The 16,881-nt window shown below is 52.0% G+C and carries 17 protein-coding genes; 1 reads left to right on the forward strand and 16 read right to left on the reverse strand.

The window, feature by feature from the left end:
* Position 1: 1 nt before the first annotated feature.
* The 6 genes from aroE to KNP71_RS08255 all read right to left on the reverse strand — a co-directional run bounded on the left by aroE (position 2) and on the right by KNP71_RS08255 (position 4,245).
* The gene (gene aroE / locus KNP71_RS08230) at positions 2–787 is read right to left on the reverse strand and encodes a shikimate dehydrogenase (RefSeq protein WP_021066651.1); all 786 of its coding nucleotides are present in this window, start codon (positions 785–787) and stop codon (positions 2–4) included.
* Positions 784–1,896, reverse strand: coding sequence for a ribosome biogenesis GTPase YqeH (gene yqeH, locus KNP71_RS08235; protein WP_029595938.1), 1,113 nt, complete (start codon positions 1,894–1,896; stop codon positions 784–786). Before yqeH ends, aroE begins: the two co-directional genes overlap by 4 nt.
* Positions 1,897–2,030: 134 nt before the next feature.
* Positions 2,031–2,657: a YqeG family HAD IIIA-type phosphatase gene (locus KNP71_RS08240; RefSeq protein WP_214803377.1), complete on the reverse strand. Its 627-nt coding sequence runs from the start codon at positions 2,655–2,657 to the stop codon at positions 2,031–2,033.
* A 128-nt stretch (positions 2,658–2,785) separates the two neighbouring features.
* Positions 2,786–3,568: a phosphatidylserine decarboxylase gene (locus KNP71_RS08245; RefSeq protein ID WP_051627745.1), complete on the reverse strand. Its 783-nt coding sequence runs from the start codon at positions 3,566–3,568 to the stop codon at positions 2,786–2,788.
* The gene (locus tag KNP71_RS08250; RefSeq protein WP_021066655.1) at positions 3,565–3,984 is read right to left on the reverse strand and encodes a thioredoxin family protein; all 420 of its coding nucleotides are present in this window, start codon (positions 3,982–3,984) and stop codon (positions 3,565–3,567) included. Before KNP71_RS08250 ends, KNP71_RS08245 begins: the two co-directional genes overlap by 4 nt.
* A gap of 66 nt (positions 3,985–4,050) precedes the next feature.
* Positions 4,051–4,245, reverse strand: coding sequence for a YjzD family protein (locus KNP71_RS08255; protein ID WP_021066656.1), 195 nt, complete (start codon positions 4,243–4,245; stop codon positions 4,051–4,053).
* 164 nt (positions 4,246–4,409) lie between these two features.
* Between KNP71_RS08255 and KNP71_RS08260 the strand changes: the two genes are divergently transcribed.
* Complete coding sequence (locus KNP71_RS08260) at positions 4,410–5,222, forward strand: Cof-type HAD-IIB family hydrolase (protein WP_214803374.1); 813 nt, start codon at positions 4,410–4,412, stop codon at positions 5,220–5,222.
* A gap of 56 nt (positions 5,223–5,278) precedes the next feature.
* Here the strand turns inward: KNP71_RS08260 and KNP71_RS08265 are convergent, their stop codons facing one another.
* The 10 genes from KNP71_RS08265 to KNP71_RS08310 form a co-directional block, all read right to left on the reverse strand.
* A complete protein-coding gene (locus KNP71_RS08265) occupies positions 5,279–5,950 on the reverse strand; it encodes a 5'-methylthioadenosine/S-adenosylhomocysteine nucleosidase family protein (RefSeq protein ID WP_021066658.1) in 672 nt (223 codons plus the stop codon).
* A 74-nt stretch (positions 5,951–6,024) separates the two neighbouring features.
* A complete protein-coding gene (locus KNP71_RS08270; protein ID WP_021066659.1) occupies positions 6,025–6,873 on the reverse strand; it encodes a YitT family protein in 849 nt (282 codons plus the stop codon).
* Positions 6,874–7,018: 145 nt separating this feature from the next.
* Positions 7,019–9,316 carry a glycoside hydrolase family 65 protein gene (locus KNP71_RS08275; protein ID WP_021066660.1) on the reverse strand — a complete coding sequence of 766 codons (2,298 nt, stop codon included), beginning with the start codon at positions 9,314–9,316 and terminating at the stop codon, positions 7,019–7,021.
* 210 nt (positions 9,317–9,526) lie between these two features.
* Positions 9,527–9,868 (reverse strand): general stress protein, encoded by a 342-nt coding sequence (locus tag KNP71_RS08280; RefSeq protein ID WP_214830478.1) that lies wholly within the window; start codon positions 9,866–9,868, stop codon positions 9,527–9,529.
* 62 nt (positions 9,869–9,930) lie between these two features.
* A complete protein-coding gene (locus tag KNP71_RS08285) occupies positions 9,931–10,740 on the reverse strand; it encodes a YsnF/AvaK domain-containing protein (protein ID WP_029595944.1) in 810 nt (269 codons plus the stop codon).
* Between the two features lie 87 nt (positions 10,741–10,827).
* On the reverse strand, positions 10,828–11,799 hold the full coding sequence (locus tag KNP71_RS08290) for a YsnF/AvaK domain-containing protein (RefSeq protein ID WP_021066663.1): 972 nt from the start codon (positions 11,797–11,799) through the stop codon (positions 10,828–10,830).
* Positions 11,800–12,033: 234 nt separating this feature from the next.
* Entirely contained in the window at positions 12,034–13,077 is a 1,044-nt protein-coding gene (locus KNP71_RS08295) for a LacI family DNA-binding transcriptional regulator (RefSeq protein ID WP_029595946.1), read from the reverse strand.
* Positions 13,078–13,128: 51 nt separating this feature from the next.
* The gene (locus tag KNP71_RS08300) at positions 13,129–14,640 is read right to left on the reverse strand and encodes an alpha-amylase family glycosyl hydrolase (RefSeq protein WP_058763056.1); all 1,512 of its coding nucleotides are present in this window, start codon (positions 14,638–14,640) and stop codon (positions 13,129–13,131) included.
* 23 nt (positions 14,641–14,663) lie between these two features.
* Positions 14,664–15,497, reverse strand: a complete 834-nt coding sequence (locus tag KNP71_RS08305; RefSeq protein ID WP_021066667.1) for a sugar ABC transporter permease — start codon at positions 15,495–15,497, stop codon at positions 14,664–14,666.
* A 1-nt stretch (position 15,498) separates the two neighbouring features.
* Complete coding sequence (locus KNP71_RS08310) at positions 15,499–16,854, reverse strand: carbohydrate ABC transporter permease (RefSeq protein WP_021066668.1); 1,356 nt, start codon at positions 16,852–16,854, stop codon at positions 15,499–15,501.
* Positions 16,855–16,881: the final 27 nt, after the last annotated feature.

Here is a 16,881-nt window from a genome sequence, read left to right on the forward strand (position 1 = left end):
TTTATTCCTCCAATAAGCGTTCAATTAACTTCATTCCGACAAGTTGATCCGGTCTCACACCTGTCCAATATTCAAACGCCAAAGCGCCTTGTCCGACGAACATGGCAGTTCCGTTGACGATTTTCGCGTCTGCTTTGGCGGCTTCCTTTAAAAACGGTGTGACGAGTGGACGATATATGATATCACAAACGACGGTGTTTTGTCGTAAACCTTTTAACGATCGTGGTGAATCGACGCCGTCCATGCCGACCGATGTCGTCTGGATGATGACGTCATACCTTGCGATCTCGACATCTGTGAGCGCCTGCGCCTCGATCCCGAACGCGTCCGCGAGACGCTCCGCCCGTTCCATCGTTCGATTCGTGACCGTGACGTCACGGGTCGGCAAGGCACTGATGATGCCGCGCGCTGCCCCACCCGCCCCGATGACGAGCACATGGCCCGTCCAATCAGTCCAGCGGTCGAGCGCGGCGACGAGGCCAGCACCGTCCGTGTTCGTCCCAATCAGCTTCCCGTCCCGCTTATACACCGTGTTGACGGCACCAGCGGCTTCGGCCGCCACATCGAGTGTATCAAGGTACGGGATGACAGCCTCTTTATACGGGATTGTGACGTTGAATCCGTCCCAGACACCGTCACGCATCTGTTGAAACAAGTCCTCGATTTCGTCCGGGGTGACGTCGAGCGCCTCATAGCGCCCGAAAAGCCCAGACGCTCTCAGCCACTGCTCGTGCAGGACGGGAGAGAGCGAATGAGCAATCGGGTGACCGATGACGGCCAGTCTCATACGAGCGCCTCACGCAATGTGACGGCAACTCCTTTTGGTGCCCACGCGGCGATGCGTCCACCTTTTCCGTGAATCGCAACCCAACCGAGTCCGCTGAAGACGATGTCTGTCTTGACGCCGTCACGGAGACTGAACTCGTGACGCACGAGCGGAGGCAATAGTTGCAACGTTTTCTCGTTCGGCGGATTGAGCATCTTACCGATATGGTTTTCGTATAGTTCATCTGCTTTGTCGAGCTTGGTCCGGTGTGTCTTCAACTCGTTCGACATGTAGACAACGAACGAGCGCTTGTTGCCTTCCATGTAGTCGAGACGGGCGAGTCCACCGAAGAAGAGTGTCTGCTGCGGGTTCAATTGGAACACGTGCGGCTTAATCTCTTTTTTCGGGGTGATCGTCTTCAAATCTTTCGCATCGACATAATGCGCCATTTGATGACGGTTGATAATCCCCGGCGTATCGTACAGGTTCGCATCATCGTCGAGCGGGACGTCAATCAAATCGAGCGTCGTTCCCGGGAAATGACTGACCGTGATGATGGCCTCGTCTTCTGCTCCGAAACGCTTGATGATTTGGTTGATGAGCGTCGACTTCCCGACGTTCGTACAACCGACGACATAGACATCCTTGCCTTTACGATAGTACTCAATCTTCTCTGCGAGCTCGTCGATGCCGTGCCCTTTTTTGGCACTGATCAAGTGCACATCGACCGGGTTCAAGCCGAGTTCTTTCGCTTCAGACTTCATCCAGTTGGCCATCCGGTTCGGGTTGACCGACTTCGGTAACAAGTCGACTTTGTTCCCGACCAAGAGGACGGGGTTCGTGCCGACTGAGCGTTGTAGCCCTGGCAACCAGCTGCCATTGAAGTCGAAAATATCGACGATTTTAATGACGAGCGCTTCTTTGGAGCTGATGCCGTTCAAGATGCGCAAGAAGTCGTCATCTGTCAATTCGACGTCTTGAATTTGATTGTAGTGCTTCAATTTGAAGCAACGTTGGCAAATGACGATCTCGCGATCGAGTGCCGATTTTGGTGCATAACCGGCACCGGTCGGGTCTTCCGTTTGAATAGCGACACCGCAACCGGCGCAATAACGTGTTGTTTCTTCCATAATGTTGTCTGCTGTCATTTAAGTTGCCTCTTCTTCATTCACTGTAGCGCCTCGCCGCTACTCCTGAAGCGTTAATTCCGACGCCTTACGCGCCGTACATGGACAGCCTCCTTCTTCCTGTGCGTTCGAGGTCCTTATTCATCTTTTTTATGTGAATCTTCGGAACGTGAGTGCACCGCTTCACCGATTTTCTCAGCGACGGCCACTTTGGCGCGCTTCGCATCGACGGCGAGTTCCTCAACTTTTTTCGTGATCAACACGTACTTTCCGCGACGTTTCATATGGGCGAACACGACTTTTTCAAGCATGCGATTGAACTTCGTGACGAGTCCGTCCGTCTTGACGACCGGTTGCACGTGGATGACGTGAATCCCGGCCATGTTGGCACCGAGTACGTCCGTGAACAATTGATCGCCTAAGAAGATGGCTTCTTTCGTCGAATAGCCATATTTTGCGAGCGCCTGTTTGAATCCAGACGGTAACGGCTTTTTCGCACGTGCCACATAGTGAAGGCCGAGCGGTTCCGTGAACGTACGTACGCGGTTCTCGTTATTATTCGAGACGACGATGACATCGAGGCCGTGTGACTTCACTTTTTCAAGCCATAGCAAAAGAAGCTCTGGTGCGTGCGGGACGTCCCAGGCCACGAGTGTATTATCAAGGTCCGTCAAAATTACACGTACCCCACGGTCTTTCAATTCTTCAAGGTCGATGTCAAATACTGACGCGACGAACTGTTTCGGATAAAGTCGATTAAACACGGTTAAATTCCTCCAATTAGCTAAAGCGATTCAACTACTATACATGTAGTGATATCCCTTCTATGGTAAACGAAAACCGACCAAACGACTAGTGTATCGTTCGGTCGGCCTGAAAAAGTTTTAAAAAATCAACCGTTTTGCATCGTCCCGATGACTTCTCCGAGTCGAACCGGGCCGATTTTGGCTGGGTCGATGGTGACGCGGCCTTTCTCAAAACAAAGGATGACGGTCGAGCCGAATGAGAAATAACCGACCTCGTCGCCTTTGCCCGCGTGTTCGCCTTCAAGCGTCCATTCGATCGTATTGACGTTCAACGCCCCGACCATGATGTGCTCGTATACTCCAACGGCCGTCTCGAAGCGTGTGACGCGACGATAGTTGCGTGAGAGCGGACGAACCGTCTCCGTCAACCCGATGTCATTCACCGGTGCCGAACGGTCACCGAGTTCATAATGACTGAGCACCCGCCCGGCGAGCGGGACGTGGACGCGGTGATAGTCACGCGGGCTCAAATAAAGTACACAGACCGTACCGCCGGCGTAACGTCTTGCTTCTTGTTGCGATCCGAGCAGTTCGGCGAGCGTGTACGACTGACCCTTGACCTCGAAGCGGCTGTCGTCCGTAATATCGGCCACGATGGACAGTTTGCCGTCGCATGGTGAGACGACCGAGTTCGGGTTGGCGTCGATCGGCCGGACCCCGTCTTTCAAATGACGTGTGAAAAAGGCGTGCAGGCTCGGATAAGCCTCGATCGGTTCCGCCGCTTCATCAACGTTGATTTGATACGTTTTCGCAAACGACGGGATGAAGGCCCGGCTCGCTGACGATTCAGCGAAGGCACGGAGTCGCTTGGCAATGACCGGGGTCGCGTTCAATTCAAACAAAGTCTGATATAAGCGGCTTTTGATCACTGTGTGCCCTCCTCGTTTTTAAAGAACGTTTCATACTGTTGCTCAGAGACCGCTCCTTCAACACGTCCGACTTCTTTTCCATCTTGGAAACGAATCATCGTCGGTGTCCCGTTGATGCCATAAGTCGTCCAGACGTTGTGGTCGGCCAAGTTGATGGAGACGGCGTCATTCTCTTCGATGAGTGGCTCGACGTATGGTTTGACTTGCTCACAGTATTCGCAACCTGTCTGCCAGAAGTAGACGACGACTTCCTCTTCTTCTGAAATCTTCGTCTCGAGCTCGTCAGGTGTGACGGCGTTGACGCCCGTCTCCTCGTTCGCGTTGTTCAAGAAGAACAACAAGCCGAGACCGATGACGATGATGACTCCGATGATGGCGAACGTGATGAAGTTCGCCCGTTTGGCATTGTTTTTCATATTCGATTCCTCCTAATAATATAAAAAGAACTGACTCGGATATGAGCCAGCTTGGTTGTAGACGTCTTACTTCTCTTGTGCGACGTCGCTAATCCCCATATCTTGGTTAAGCGTGTCCAAGAGTACAATAAAGATCGTGATGACGACGCCAAAGAATGTCGCGAGCATCGCGTTGAACGTCACGCCATCGACAGCAGAAATGATAAAGATTGCTGTATTCGAAAGCAAGATCGCCCAGAACAATGTGACTAAGTAACGCATCGATAGTCCCCTCCATCTCACAGATGATTCATGAAAAATTCATACGTCCTTAGTATAGCATTGTTACCGTAAAATGTGCGACCTCGATTGTATATTCTTTCCGTCGAAACGGGAAATATGGTACGGTTTGAGAAATAAGCAACTCGTAGAAAAGAGGAAACCCTATGTCACGTTATTTAATCGCAGTCGATTTGGATGGAACGTTGTTACGCGACGACAAGACGATCAGTGAACGCAACGTGCGTGCGCTTCAAGCAGCACGTGAGGCGGGTCATGAAGTGATGATCGCGACCGGTCGCCCACAACGCCATTCGATCATGTATTACGAAGATCTCGGCTTGACGACACCGCTCATCAACTTCAACGGCGCGCTCGTCCATCACCCGAAAGATCCGTCATACGCAGTGACGCACCGGCCGATTCCGCTCAAGACGGCGCACGAGATTATCGAGGAAGTATCGGAAACGAAAGCGCACAACATCGTCGTCGAAGTGACCGACCACGTCTATTTCCATAAAGATCCGCAAGAGTTTTACAGCCCATACGCCGAGCGCGCGCTCAGCGTCACGTCGGGCAACTTGCTCAAGCACTTGCAGGAAGAACCGACATCGCTCCTCATCCACGCGACGAAAGAGCACGTCGACAACGTCCGCGCTCGTTTGAATAAAGTCCACGCCGAGGCTGTCTTGAACCGCCAATGGCGCATGCCGGAGCACATGATCGAGGTCATGAGCCAGAACACGTCGAAAGCGCTCGGGTTGCGCGAAGTATCGAAACATCTCGGTATCAACCGCAAAAACATCATCGCGTTCGGCGACGAGGAAAACGACCTCGAGATGCTCGACTACGTCGGCACCGGCGTCGCGATGGGCAACGCCATCAGCCAGTTGAAAGCCGTCGCGGATGAAGTGACCGCTTCAAATATGGAAGACGGCATCGCCATCTACCTCGAAGAAAAACTTGGCATCAAAGCATAATCCACACACCGACTGTTCATGCAGTCGGTGTTTTTTGCGTTCGATTCTAACCATGGTCAAATAAAGCGCCACAAATAGTCGTCAAAAATCTTGGTCATCACTTTCGGGGTGTTCGCGATGTACACGTTGATTTGTTCCACGTTCGATTCATACGGATCCGCGTCACGTTCATCCGTCGGGAAGTCTGAGATTCCTTTGATGACGATGCATTCGACGTCATTTTTCTTGCAGATATACGCGATGGCGCCTGCTTCCGTATCCGCGATGGTGATGTCGTGTCCTTTCAGTTCCAGGTAGTCGTTCCACATCACGACCGCTCGATCGGCCGTCGCAATGGTACCCGTCAAAAAATCGTCCCCGTAGTTCGCTAGTTCAATGTCGACGATGAACGATTGCTTGATCAGCGGCTCTACTTCTTTGACCGTGCAATCGTATTGAACAGCGCGATGAGGGATGAGGATATCCAACTGGTTGAACGTATCGTCGATTCCGGCGCACGTGCCAGCCACAATCACTTTCATTAAATTGAAGCGAGACATCATATATTGATTGGCACCGACCCCGTTCGCTTTCCGCACACCGGTGCTGTAGAAAACGAGTTCGACATCATCAAGCGTCCTCTTGAAATACTCGCCATACGGGTAACTGAACCGCTCATCCACGCTAACGTCATAATACTCCAATGTCGCTTCATACTCCCATTTCGTCGCAATACTGACTCCAATCATCACACGTCCCCCTCACACTCGTTTTATCTCTACCTATACAATAACCCCCGCTGAGCGTTCAGCGGGGGTTTATTTTAGCGTCGGAACGCACCTTCGACATCTTCAGTCGGGACCATATTGATGAAGACGCTTGGATCGGCGTCTTTGCAGATGCGTGTGATTTCACGCACTTCGTGTCGTTGAGCGACCATCATGAGCGTCGCTTTCTCGACTTTCGAGTATGTGCCGATCGCCGGCATGAGCGTGATGCCGCGGAAGACGTGCTGGTGCAACTCCTTCGTCACTTCGTCCGGATGACTCGTGACGATGAAGAGCGTCTGGCGCTGCGTATTCGTATAAATCTCATCGATGACTTTCGACGTCACATATAAGAAGACGATCGTATAAAGCGCGGTCTGCCAACCGAACAACGCACCGGCCCAAAGCGCGATCATCATGTTCATGAGGAACAGATAGACGCCGACCGAGTTGTTCGTGAACTTTGCTAAGATCAGGGCGACGATATCGAATCCGCCGGTCGAGGCACCGAAACGAATCGTAATCCCCGAACCGATGGCGAGCAAAACCCCACCGAACACAGCATTCAAAAGCGGGTCGTCCGAAATGATTGACGACTGCGGAAGCACGCGAATGAACACGGTGACTGCCGCGACGCTGATCAATGTATGAATCATCATGTTCTTGCCGAGCATGAAATAACTGACGATCAACAGCGGTACGTTCAAGACGAAGAACCAAATCCCTTCCCCGAGCTCAAACGGTGTCCCCGCAAACAGTTGCGTAAAAATTTGGGCGAGCCCCGTAAATCCGGTCGAGTATACCCCCGCCGGGATTAAAAATAATGTCATGGATAATGCAACGAACACTCCCCCGATAATCGAAACGATTCCGATGCGAGCGTGTTCTTTAACGGCTTCCGTCAAGTTTTGTCTCCCCTTTCAAAAATGGCTAAGAATCAAGATAACATAGTTTTCTAGTGCTGCCTACCATAAAAATAATGGGATGTGTCCACGCTCTTCATAAAAAAACAAGCCGGCCGAGGCCGACTTGTTGAGCTGATGCGTTTGGTCACGCTTTCACCGTCTCGATTGTCACGGCATCGTTTGCCGGGACTGTGACGATGTTTCCGTATACGCGGATGGACACGTCCGTGCCACCTGTCTGTTTGATCGTCACTTGTTCACGCGTCGACGTGACCGTCAAGTGATGACCGCGCCAGAGCATGTTGAACGAGTACCCGTTCCAACCCTTAGGAATCATCGGGCTGAATGTGAGCTCCGACTCAAGGGCGCGCATTCCTGCGAAACCGTGAACGATCGACATCCATGAGCCGACCATCGACGTGATGTGAAGCCCGTCTTCCGTGTCGTTGTTATAGTTATCGAGATCGAGTCGTGCCGAACGTTGGTACAACTCGACCGCCTTGTCTTCATAGCCGACTTCGGCTGCGATAATCGAGTAGACGCAAGGCGACAAGCTCGACTCATGGACCGTACGCGGCTCATAGAAGTCGAAGTTGGCCCGCTTCTGTTCGACCGTGAAGCGATCGCTGAACGTATACAGTCCTTGGAGCACGTCCGCCTGCTTGATGAAGTTCGAGCGGAGGATACGGTCCCACGACCAGTTTTGATTGAGCGGCAAATGTTTCGGATCGAGGTCTTTCACCAAAATCTGTTCTTTATCCATGAAGCCGTCCTGTTGCATGAACACGTCTGGGACGAGGTCATCTTTCGGGTAGTACATCTTCGTTTGGATATCGTTCCACTTCGCGAGTTCTTCGTCTGAAAGACCGAGCGTCGCGACAAGTTCTTCAAGGCGCGCTGGCTCTGCTTCTTTCAAATAGTTGTACACTTCTTGCGTGTACTCGAGCGTCCACGCGGCAATCAAGTTCGTATACCAGTTGTTGTTGACGTTGTTGTCGTATTCGTTCGGACCTGTGACGCCTAGAATCATATACACGTCTTTGTGCGGGACAAAGTTGACGCGGCTCGCCCAGTAACGCGAGATCTCGACCAATACTTCAAGTCCGTATTGACCTAGGTATGACTTGTCGCCCGTGAAGTTCGTATAGTTGAAGATGGCGTGGGCGATCGCACCGTTCCGGTGAATCTCTTCATGCGTGATTTCCCACTCGTTGTGGCACTCTTCGCCGTTCATCGTCACCATCGGATAGAGGGCGCCTTCCATGCCGACGTTCTTGACCGAGTTCTCTTTTGCTTGCGGCAATTGGTTGTGACGATATTTGAGCAAGTTCCACGATACTTCCGGTTTCGTCGTCGCCAAGTAGAAGTGGAGGCAATACGCTTCCGTGTCCCAGTATGTGGCGCCGCCGTATTTCTCGCCGGTGAACCCTTTCGGTCCGATGTTGAGGCGCGAGTCCTCGCCCGTATACGTCTGATACATGTTGAAAATGTTGAAGCGGATACCTTGCTGCGCTTCAGCGTCGCCGTCGATGCGGACGTCCGCGTCTTCCCAACGAGCGAGCCATGCTTCCGTCTGCTCGGCGAGAAGCGTTTCGAAGCCTTTTTCGAACGCCATCTCGACACGTTGCATCCCTTCCGATTGTAACGCCTCGACTTCATAATCACGGTTCGTGACGACCGAGACGTACTTGTACGCCGTCGCCGTCTCACCAGCTGGTGCCGTGACCGTGAACTTGTTGGCGACGTAAAGGTCCGTCGCTTCGAGCACTTCGCAACGTGCCCCCTCGACGTCAGCAATCATCGATGCCGTGACGTGCCAGTCGAGCTTCTTCGTTTTCGTTGTCACGAAACCGAAACGCTCTTCGACGCCGTGTTCGACCGGCAACCAGAACTTCTCATCGTAGTTCGAGTCTTCGTTGACGACATCGCCGTCCAAGAAAGGTGTGAATTCGACTTTCGCTTCGTAGTTGACCGGAGTGACGTTGTAACGGATCGCCAAAATCTCTTTGTCGACGATTGAGAAGAACCGGACGACTTCGACGTTCGTCTCTTCCGTCCCGTTCACGAGCGTGAACGTCCGCGTCAAGACACCGCGCTGCATATCAAGTTCACGCGTAAAGTCTTTCACTTCCCACTTCGCCAAGTCGACCGGCGTCCCGTTGATGGCGACACGAAGCCCAACGACGTTCGTCGCGTTCAATACTTTTGCGAAGTATTCCGGATAACCGTTCTTCCACCAACCGACACGTGTCTTATCTGGGTAATAAACACCGGCCACGTAAAAGCCTTGATGTGTATCGTTTGAATACTCTTCTTCAAAGTTGCCACGCATCCCCATATGTCCATTCCCGAGCGAGGTAATTGATTCCGCCAGGCGATTTTCTTCCGGATGTAGGCCTTTTTCCGTTACTTTCCATTCGTCGACTGCAAACAATCGTTTCATCTGTCTGCCACTCCTTTTTCTCTACAAGGCTACTCGTCATTAGACAATCGAATCATGCAACCGTTTGTCTATGAAAGCGCTGTATTTCAATCTCACCTCTCATTTTACACGACTCGCACGAGAATGCAATCGTTTGCATAAACTTTTTTCTTACTTTTTGGAGCAAACAAAAAACCTACCACCTTTTCAAGAAGGCAGTAGGTGCTCTAGTCACTTGTCTTGGTCGCGCCCGAACGCCGCGTTCGCTTCGTGCCCTTCGAACGCCGGGTTGTTTCCGTCATTGAACCCCGTGTCCGGTTCATCGAGAATCAAGGCGTAGCCTCCGTTTAAAATATCGCCATACGCGCGGTTGACGTCGTCGTCAGCGAGACCGAGGTCGAGCAACGCCCGCTTCACTTCCTGCTCGCCTTCGGCCACACCCGCGAACTTTTGCATCCAGTTCGCGCTCGCTGCTTCCACTTTTGCGTCGGTGTTCCGTTTGACGAGCGAGACGTCATCTTTGTCTCTCGCGACGACATATAAGTCGCTCTCCTCATAGCCTTCCTCGGTCAGTTAATCGATTTTGGCGACGAGGGCCGCCTCGTCTTGGTATGTGTCTACAAATCGACGTTTGCTCATCGTGTCTCATCCTTTCGGGTTGTCTGGTCATGAATCGTGACGTCGGCCTGGCCGACCTCGGTCACTTCAATTTCTTCTTTACGGAGCGTCTCCGTCATGGTTTTCACGTCTTCGGTCACTTGTTTCCGGACGATAATCTCTTCGACGACGACAGGACGTTTGACGATGAACGCCCGTTCCTCGATGACTTGAATCCGGAGATGGTCCCCTTCGTCAATCGTGCGAATGCCGGGCTGATTAAAGTCATAGTCCTCGAGCACGTCTTCTGACCCTGGTGTCCGCTCCACATGAACCTGTTCCCTGCGGACCGGGACTTCAATCTCTTGAACTGTCTCCGCGACGTGTCGATTTATGACGACCTCGCCCGTTTGAACGGCTTGTTTCTCGACGGTCAAGCGTTCCTCGTGCAAGGCAAGCGTCTGTTCTTCCGTCTCCGGTTCTGATTTCATTTTCGGACGGCCGGCCTCAAGCGATTGGTCGCCACGGTCGGCATCGACGTACAAGAAGAGTCGTCCCTGCTCGACTTCCTGAGCGAAGCGATCCTGTTGCTCCTTCGTGAGCCGCATGCTACCAAGCCAGCGTTCAATCGGTCGCTCGCTCGATGTGACGAGTGAGGCGACCGTACCCGGTTCGTCGGTGACGAGCACATATAACTTCGACTGGCGTCGGACCGCGTCCGCGGCGTCGGCTCGTTTGACGAGGACGTACATGTCCTCTTCGGCGTATCCTTCTCGTTTCAAATCGACCGTTCGATTGAGCAGCGCCTCCGGCTGGTCAAATACTTCAGAGATAATCGCATGTTTCATGGCATTGATTCCTCCTATGGTTACTTGGCGAAAAAAAGGATGGTCCCTCAGAGAGAGCCATCCTTGTCGAGGTACTTGGTCAATCGATTACAGGCGGTCACGCTCGTCGCGACGTTTGCGATCGAGATCATGATCGCGATGGCGAAGGTCGTCTTCCCCTTCGATATGCGCTTCTTCTTTACGCAACGTCTCACGTACCGTTTCCGTATCTTTGACTTTCTCTTTGCCGACGATGATTTCTTCGGCAACGACATCTTTCTTCGTCACATCGACACGTTCTTCCGTGACCGGTACGCGAATCTCATCGCGGTCAGTCGTCGCATCGAACGAATGCCCCGTCGCTTCACGGTCCCCATCGACACGGCGACGTTCGACATACACTTCATCGTGCTCGACTTCGACATCGACGCGTTCTTCGCGTTCGACGACATCTTTCTCGACGCGAACTTCACCAGTCTGCACACGTTCCTTGTTCACAAGGAGACGCTCTTCGTGCAACTCGAGTTTCTGTTCGTCCGTCAAGTCCGTACGGTTACGGATGTCCTCATCCATATCGTTGAAGCGGTTCGAGTTGACGCCTGCACCTGTTGCACCGATGCCGGCACCGGTTACGCCAGTCCCTGTTCCGAAGTCACGCGCGGTCATATTGCCCGCTTCGTTACCTTCTGATCCGTAACCAGCTGATGTGCGGCCGCCTTCGAACGTATCGTTACGTCCGTCGTCAAACACGCCGTCATTCTTGTCGAGCAAGAGGACCATGCCGCCGTTTTCGATATCTTGGTGATGACGCGCCGTCTCTTCTTCTGAGAAGCCGAGTTTATCGAACGTGTGACGTACTTCGTCTCCGCCGTCTGCTACTCCGAAGAAACGATCGAGCCATGACGCTTTCGTTTCTTTTACTTCTGCATCCGTTTCGCCGCGAACCATCGAAAGGTTCGACTTATCTTTCACAACGACGTACAGATCGTCTTCGCGATGCCCTTGGGCGCGAAGCTCATCAATTTTTGACACAAGCTCTGACTCCTGATAGTAAGTGCCTACATAACGTTTGTTATCCATGATTGTATCTCCCTTTCAAATTCTTTATTTTTTTGGTTATTGGCTGGGCGGATTCGTAATGATCTGCCATTCGGCCGGTAATGTAGATGTTCCCTTGCAATTCCGTTTCATGCATTTCTTTCACGATTGTAATCTATTTGTAACGATATGACTTTTGACCGATTGATTCCGCTTCTATTATATGCATCCGGATTGAACATAAAAAACCTCCCGCATGAAACGGAAGGTTTGACCTCATTCAACGATTTCAGTTTTCTTTTTCTGACCACATGACTGACGAACGACCAAATAATGCGGAACGATGACGCGTTTCCCGTAAGGTGGCGCGCTGTCTCCAATCTGTTCAATCAGACAGTTCGTTGCCTCGAAACCGAGGCCGAAGATGTTGATTTCGACCGAAGTGAGCGGCGGATTCGAATGTTCGGCGATGAAGACGTTGTTGAAACTGACGACGGCGACGTCCTCAGGTATCTTAAGCCCCATCTCACTGAGCGTGCTGATGACGCCGAGCGCCATCATATCGTCACTGACGACGACGGCTGTCGGTGGTTCCTCTAACTGGAGCAACTCCCGCACGGCTTTGGCCCCGCCCTTCGTCATGAACTCGGCACGAGCGATATAGTCTTCCCGAACCGGGATGCCCGCCTCCATCAACGCTGTCGCGTACCCGTTGCGACGATCTTGTGTGACGGCGAGTTTATCGGATCCCCCGATAAAGGCGATGCAACGATGGCCGAGGTTGTATAAGTGTTTCGTCACTTCACGCCCGGCCAAATAGTTGTCCGTGTCGACGTACGTAATCGACGAGGCATCTCCAAACGGCTTCCCGACGACGACGAACGGGAATTTTGTCTGACGTAAATATTGAACGACTTTGTCGTCTTCACGTGAGTACAAGACGATGACGCCGTCAACGCGACGGCCTTGGACCATCTCGATGACCCCCGACAAGACCTCTTCTTCGGTCACGCCCGTCGTCATGTAAAGCGAGTAACCGTTTTGGTGGGCTTTCGTACTGATTCCACGCAATACTTCAGGGAAGAATGGATTTTGAAGCGTTTTCGTCGCTGCGCTCGGCATGACGAGACCAATCGACTGTGTCGAGCGGTTGGCGAGACTTCGCGCGTGAATGTTCGGATGGTACCCGAGTTCTTCCATCGAACTGCGTACCCGCTCTTTCGTTTTCTGACTGATACGCGGACTGTTGGCGATGACGCGAGACACGGTCGACGGTGCGACATTGGCGTGTTTGGCGACATCTTTAATCGTGATTTGCATGATGCTCCCCCTTGCTTCCGTTAATTCATAGTTCCCTATCACAGGGTATCGTCAGCTTGCGCTCTTGCGACGCTTCCACATGACCAATCCAGTCAAGAAAATCGGGATGGCGATGACAAGTAGACCGATCGTCCACATGTTCACTTCCGATTCTTCGACGATGTAGGCGTTCGCGCTTTCTCCTGCGAGCTTGATGGTGAACGTGCCACGTTTGTCGGTGACAAGTTGTGAGAACAAGAGACCACGAAGGCGTGTATCTTCTCCGACTTCGCTTACCTCGAATTCAATCTCTCGGTCCTCGGCGTTCATATTGATAGCGTACAAAGCGACATCGTCGCCGTCACGACGCTCGAACACGGCCATGCCGTCTTTCGAGGCGATCATGCGTTGTTCGCCGGTCGCGAAGACGGGATATTCCTCTCGCATCCGGTTCATCATCGTGACGTATTCATGGAGCTCTTCATTTCCAGGGAAATCGGTCATGGCCCGGTTCGCCGGATCGGCTCCGCCCTTTTGTGCGTTCTCCGTCCCTTGGAAGACGATCGGCATGCCTGGAGACGCATAAAGGGCGAACAATCCGAGGCGTAGGCGACGCTCGGCCGACTCGGCCCCGCCGAGTTCCGCGACGTGCATGAATCGTTCTACGTCGTGGTTATCGAGGAACGTCGCCATTTGGTTCGGGTCGTTGAAGAACGTCTCGGCGTAGCTGGCGGCCACGTCGATTTCGTCTACACTCGCCGACTTTTGCGTCATCGTCTTCGAGACGCGGTCGTAAAACGTGAAGTTCGTGATGCTGTTGAAGCCTAGGTCATCATATTCCGCGACGTACTGTGGATCTGGGTCGAACACTTCGGCCAACAGATAAAAGTCGGGGTCGACGGCCCGGACCGCTTTAACGAAGTCTTCCCAAAACGGTTTGTCGACGTGACGTACCGTATCGAGACGATAGCCGTCAATGCCGGTCTCTTCAATCCAATACGTGGCCGCCTCGAGTAAGTAGTCTTTCACTTCCGGATCTTCCGTCTTGAAGTCCGGCAAGTCGAACAGCCAGTGCGTCTCGACTTGTTCTTGATCGTTCCAAAGCACGATCGGCAACTCGTCATGGAACCAGTCCGGTCGTTCTTCGACCCATGGATGTTTCGGACCGACGTGGTTGACGACGAAGTCGAGGATGACTTTCATGTCCCGTTTATGGGCCTCGTCAACGAGTTCTTGCAAATCTTCTTTCGTCCCAAATTGGGGATCGATGTTATAAAAGTCTTTAATCCAATATCCGTGATAGCCGTCCGGCATGTTTTCAAACACCGGTGTCAGCCAGACCGACGTGAACCCGAGCGACTCGATATAATCGAGCTTTTCAATCACGCCGCGGATATCGCCCCCGTGAAAGGCTTTCGGGTCATCTTTGTCGACCTGCGCGTTGTTGTCCGGATTCCCGTCAACAAACCGGTCGACCATGATAAAGTACATGCGTTCCTGTTCCCATGATGCTGCTTCTTTCGCTCCGACGATTGTTGGAAACAAAAGAAGCGACAGAAGAACGAGCACGACGCCTCGCCTCATATCGCTTCCCCCTTAAGTGAGTATTATCCTTTCGTACCACCGGCAGTGAGACCCGAGACGAAGTAGCGTTGGAACATGAAGAACAAGAGGACGATTGGGAGGGCCGAAAGGACGGCGCCTGCCGCGAACAACGTGAAGTTGTTGTCGAACTGTCGAGAGATCATGTTGTAAAGACCAACCGCGAGCGTCTGTTTCTCTGGTGAACGAAGGACGAGCGATGCCAAGATGAAGTCGTTGAACGGGCCCATGAAGTTGAACAAGGCGATCGTTGCGACGATTGGCTTCGCGAGCGGCAAAATGATTTGCCAGAAGATACGAAGGTGACCGGCACCATCCATCCGAGCAGCTTCATCGAGCTCTTTCGGAATCGTATCGAAATAACCTTTTGCCAAGTACGTGTTCATCGGGATTGCGCCTCCGGCATACAGCAAAATAAGGGCTGTGTGCGTATCAAGAAGGTTGAGCATGTTCAAGAGCACGTAGATGGCGATGATGGCAACGAATTGCGGGACCATCTGTAAGACGAGGAACATGACGAGCGAGTTCTTCCGTCCCACGAAACGGTAACGCGAGAAGACATAACCTGTAATCGTTACCAAAACGACTGAGAGCAACATTGTGATGACTGCAATTTTTAATGTGTTCACATACCATAAACTATAATCCGAAATAGATAGATCGAACAAGTTTTTATAGTGAATAAATGTCGGGTTCGACGGAATGATGGTCGATGTGATCGTACGACCCGGGTTGAATGACGTCCCGACCACCCAAAGCATTGGATAGAGAATGATGATCGACGCAAGCGTCAAGATGACATAAGAGAACGCCAAATTGATTCGTTTTTGTTTTTTCATATCAGATCATATCCTCGTCTTTGAAAGATTTTGTCCGACGGAACTGGATGACGGCAAGTGTCATGATGAAGAATGACAAGATGAGCGTAATCGCAGCCGCAAGTCCGTATTGCGGGTTGGCTCCGAGCGACAATTTGTAAATCCATGAAATCAAGATATCGGTACCACCGGCAGTTTGGCCCGGAACAGCCGGTCCACCACCGTTAAAGAGATAGATGATGTTGAAGTTGTTGAAGTTGAACGTGAACTGCGTGATGAGAATCGGTGCTGTTGCGAACAAGAGCATCGGCAATGTGATTAAACGGAACTTATCAAAGATGGTCGCACCGTCAATCGTCGCCGCTTCATATAAGTCACCCGGGATGGATTGAAGCACCCCAGTCATGAGCGTCATGATGAACGGGAAGCCGAGCCACCATTGAATCAAGATGAGCGCACTGCGTGTCGCCGTCGGATCGGTCATCCAGTTGATCGGATCAAGTCCGAACGCCGGAAGAATCGTCGTATTGAATACCCCGAACGATTCGTTGAACATCGAACGGAAAATCAAGATCGTGATGAACGCCGGTACGGCCCATGACAAAATCAAGATTGAGCGGAACAAGCGACGGAAACGAAGACCTTCTTGGTTCAAGAGGACTGCAAGGAAGATCCCGATGGCGATGACACCGACCGTCGAAGCGACTGTCCAGACGAGCGTCCAACCAAGAACGCCGACGAACGTGTCACGGAAAATATCAATTTCAAAGATTCGTGTGAAGTTCTCAAATCCGACCCATTCCACGAGTTTCGCCGGTGGTGCGTTGTTGTAGCGATAGTTCGTGAAGGCGATCAAGAATGTGAAAATCAATGGAAGAATAACGGTGAAGACGAGCAAGATGAGCGACGGAATTAACATCAGGTATGGGAATCCGTGGTCGCGCAAGTTGCGAAGTTGCACTTGGAACGTTGCAACGTTTAGGTGCTGATCACGAATGCGACCGACTCGGTAAGCGTCACGAATGTTCCAGACGTAGAACGCGATTCCGAAGAAAAGTAAGATCAATGCGACAATACCTTCTACCATCAAGAAGATGGAATGGTCGTTACGAGGTCCTGCCACTTCGCCAAGCGTGATCAATCCCCAAAGGCCGCCACGGTCGCCAGGTCCAGCGCCTGCTCCTTTGAAAAAGAGATCGTAGTTTACTGCAAAATAAGACATGATGACAATAAAGAAAGCGATCGCTTTCGCTTTTTGGTTGTTATAAAATTGACCGGCTCCCGGAATGATCGAGAGTAATGCAGCGTTCCGAGCATGATTGGTCGGTTGTTTGTCCGGACGTTGATCCGGCGTTTTCGGGTTCGCAATTGAAGCCATCCTCAATTTCTCCTTTCAATTTGAGCA

This window comes from Exiguobacterium sp. s56 (assembly GCF_018618255.1).
Classification (GTDB): domain Bacteria; phylum Bacillota; class Bacilli; order Exiguobacteriales; family Exiguobacteriaceae; genus Exiguobacterium; species Exiguobacterium chiriqhucha.

Excerpts from the sequence above, each read along its gene's own strand:
- aroE (WP_021066651.1), bottom strand. The coding sequence starts at position 787 with ATGAGACTGGCCGTCATCGGTCACCCGATTGCTCATTCGCTCTCTCCC.
- KNP71_RS08265 (WP_021066658.1), bottom strand. The coding sequence starts at position 5,950 with ATGATTGGAGTCAGTATTGCGACGAAATGGGAGTATGAAGCGACATTG.
- KNP71_RS08275 (WP_021066660.1), bottom strand. The coding sequence starts at position 9,316 with ATGAAACGATTGTTTGCAGTCGACGAATGGAAAGTAACGGAAAAAGGC.
- KNP71_RS08290 (WP_021066663.1), bottom strand. The coding sequence starts at position 11,799 with ATGGATAACAAACGTTATGTAGGCACTTACTATCAGGAGTCAGAGCTT.
- KNP71_RS08255 (WP_021066656.1), bottom strand. The coding sequence starts at position 4,245 with ATGCGTTACTTAGTCACATTGTTCTGGGCGATCTTGCTTTCGAATACA.
- KNP71_RS08300 (WP_058763056.1), bottom strand. The coding sequence starts at position 14,640 with ATGAGGCGAGGCGTCGTGCTCGTTCTTCTGTCGCTTCTTTTGTTTCCA.
- KNP71_RS08310 (WP_021066668.1), bottom strand. The coding sequence starts at position 16,854 with ATGGCTTCAATTGCGAACCCGAAAACGCCGGATCAACGTCCGGACAAA.
- KNP71_RS08250 (WP_021066655.1), bottom strand. The coding sequence starts at position 3,984 with ATGAAAAACAATGCCAAACGGGCGAACTTCATCACGTTCGCCATCATC.
- KNP71_RS08295 (WP_029595946.1), bottom strand. The coding sequence starts at position 13,077 with ATGCAAATCACGATTAAAGATGTCGCCAAACACGCCAATGTCGCACCG.
- KNP71_RS08260 (WP_214803374.1), top strand. The coding sequence starts at position 4,410 with ATGTCACGTTATTTAATCGCAGTCGATTTGGATGGAACGTTGTTACGC.
- yqeH (WP_029595938.1), bottom strand. The coding sequence starts at position 1,896 with ATGGAAGAAACAACACGTTATTGCGCCGGTTGCGGTGTCGCTATTCAA.
- KNP71_RS08305 (WP_021066667.1), bottom strand. The coding sequence starts at position 15,497 with ATGAAAAAACAAAAACGAATCAATTTGGCGTTCTCTTATGTCATCTTG.
- KNP71_RS08285 (WP_029595944.1), bottom strand. The coding sequence starts at position 10,740 with ATGAAACATGCGATTATCTCTGAAGTATTTGACCAGCCGGAGGCGCTG.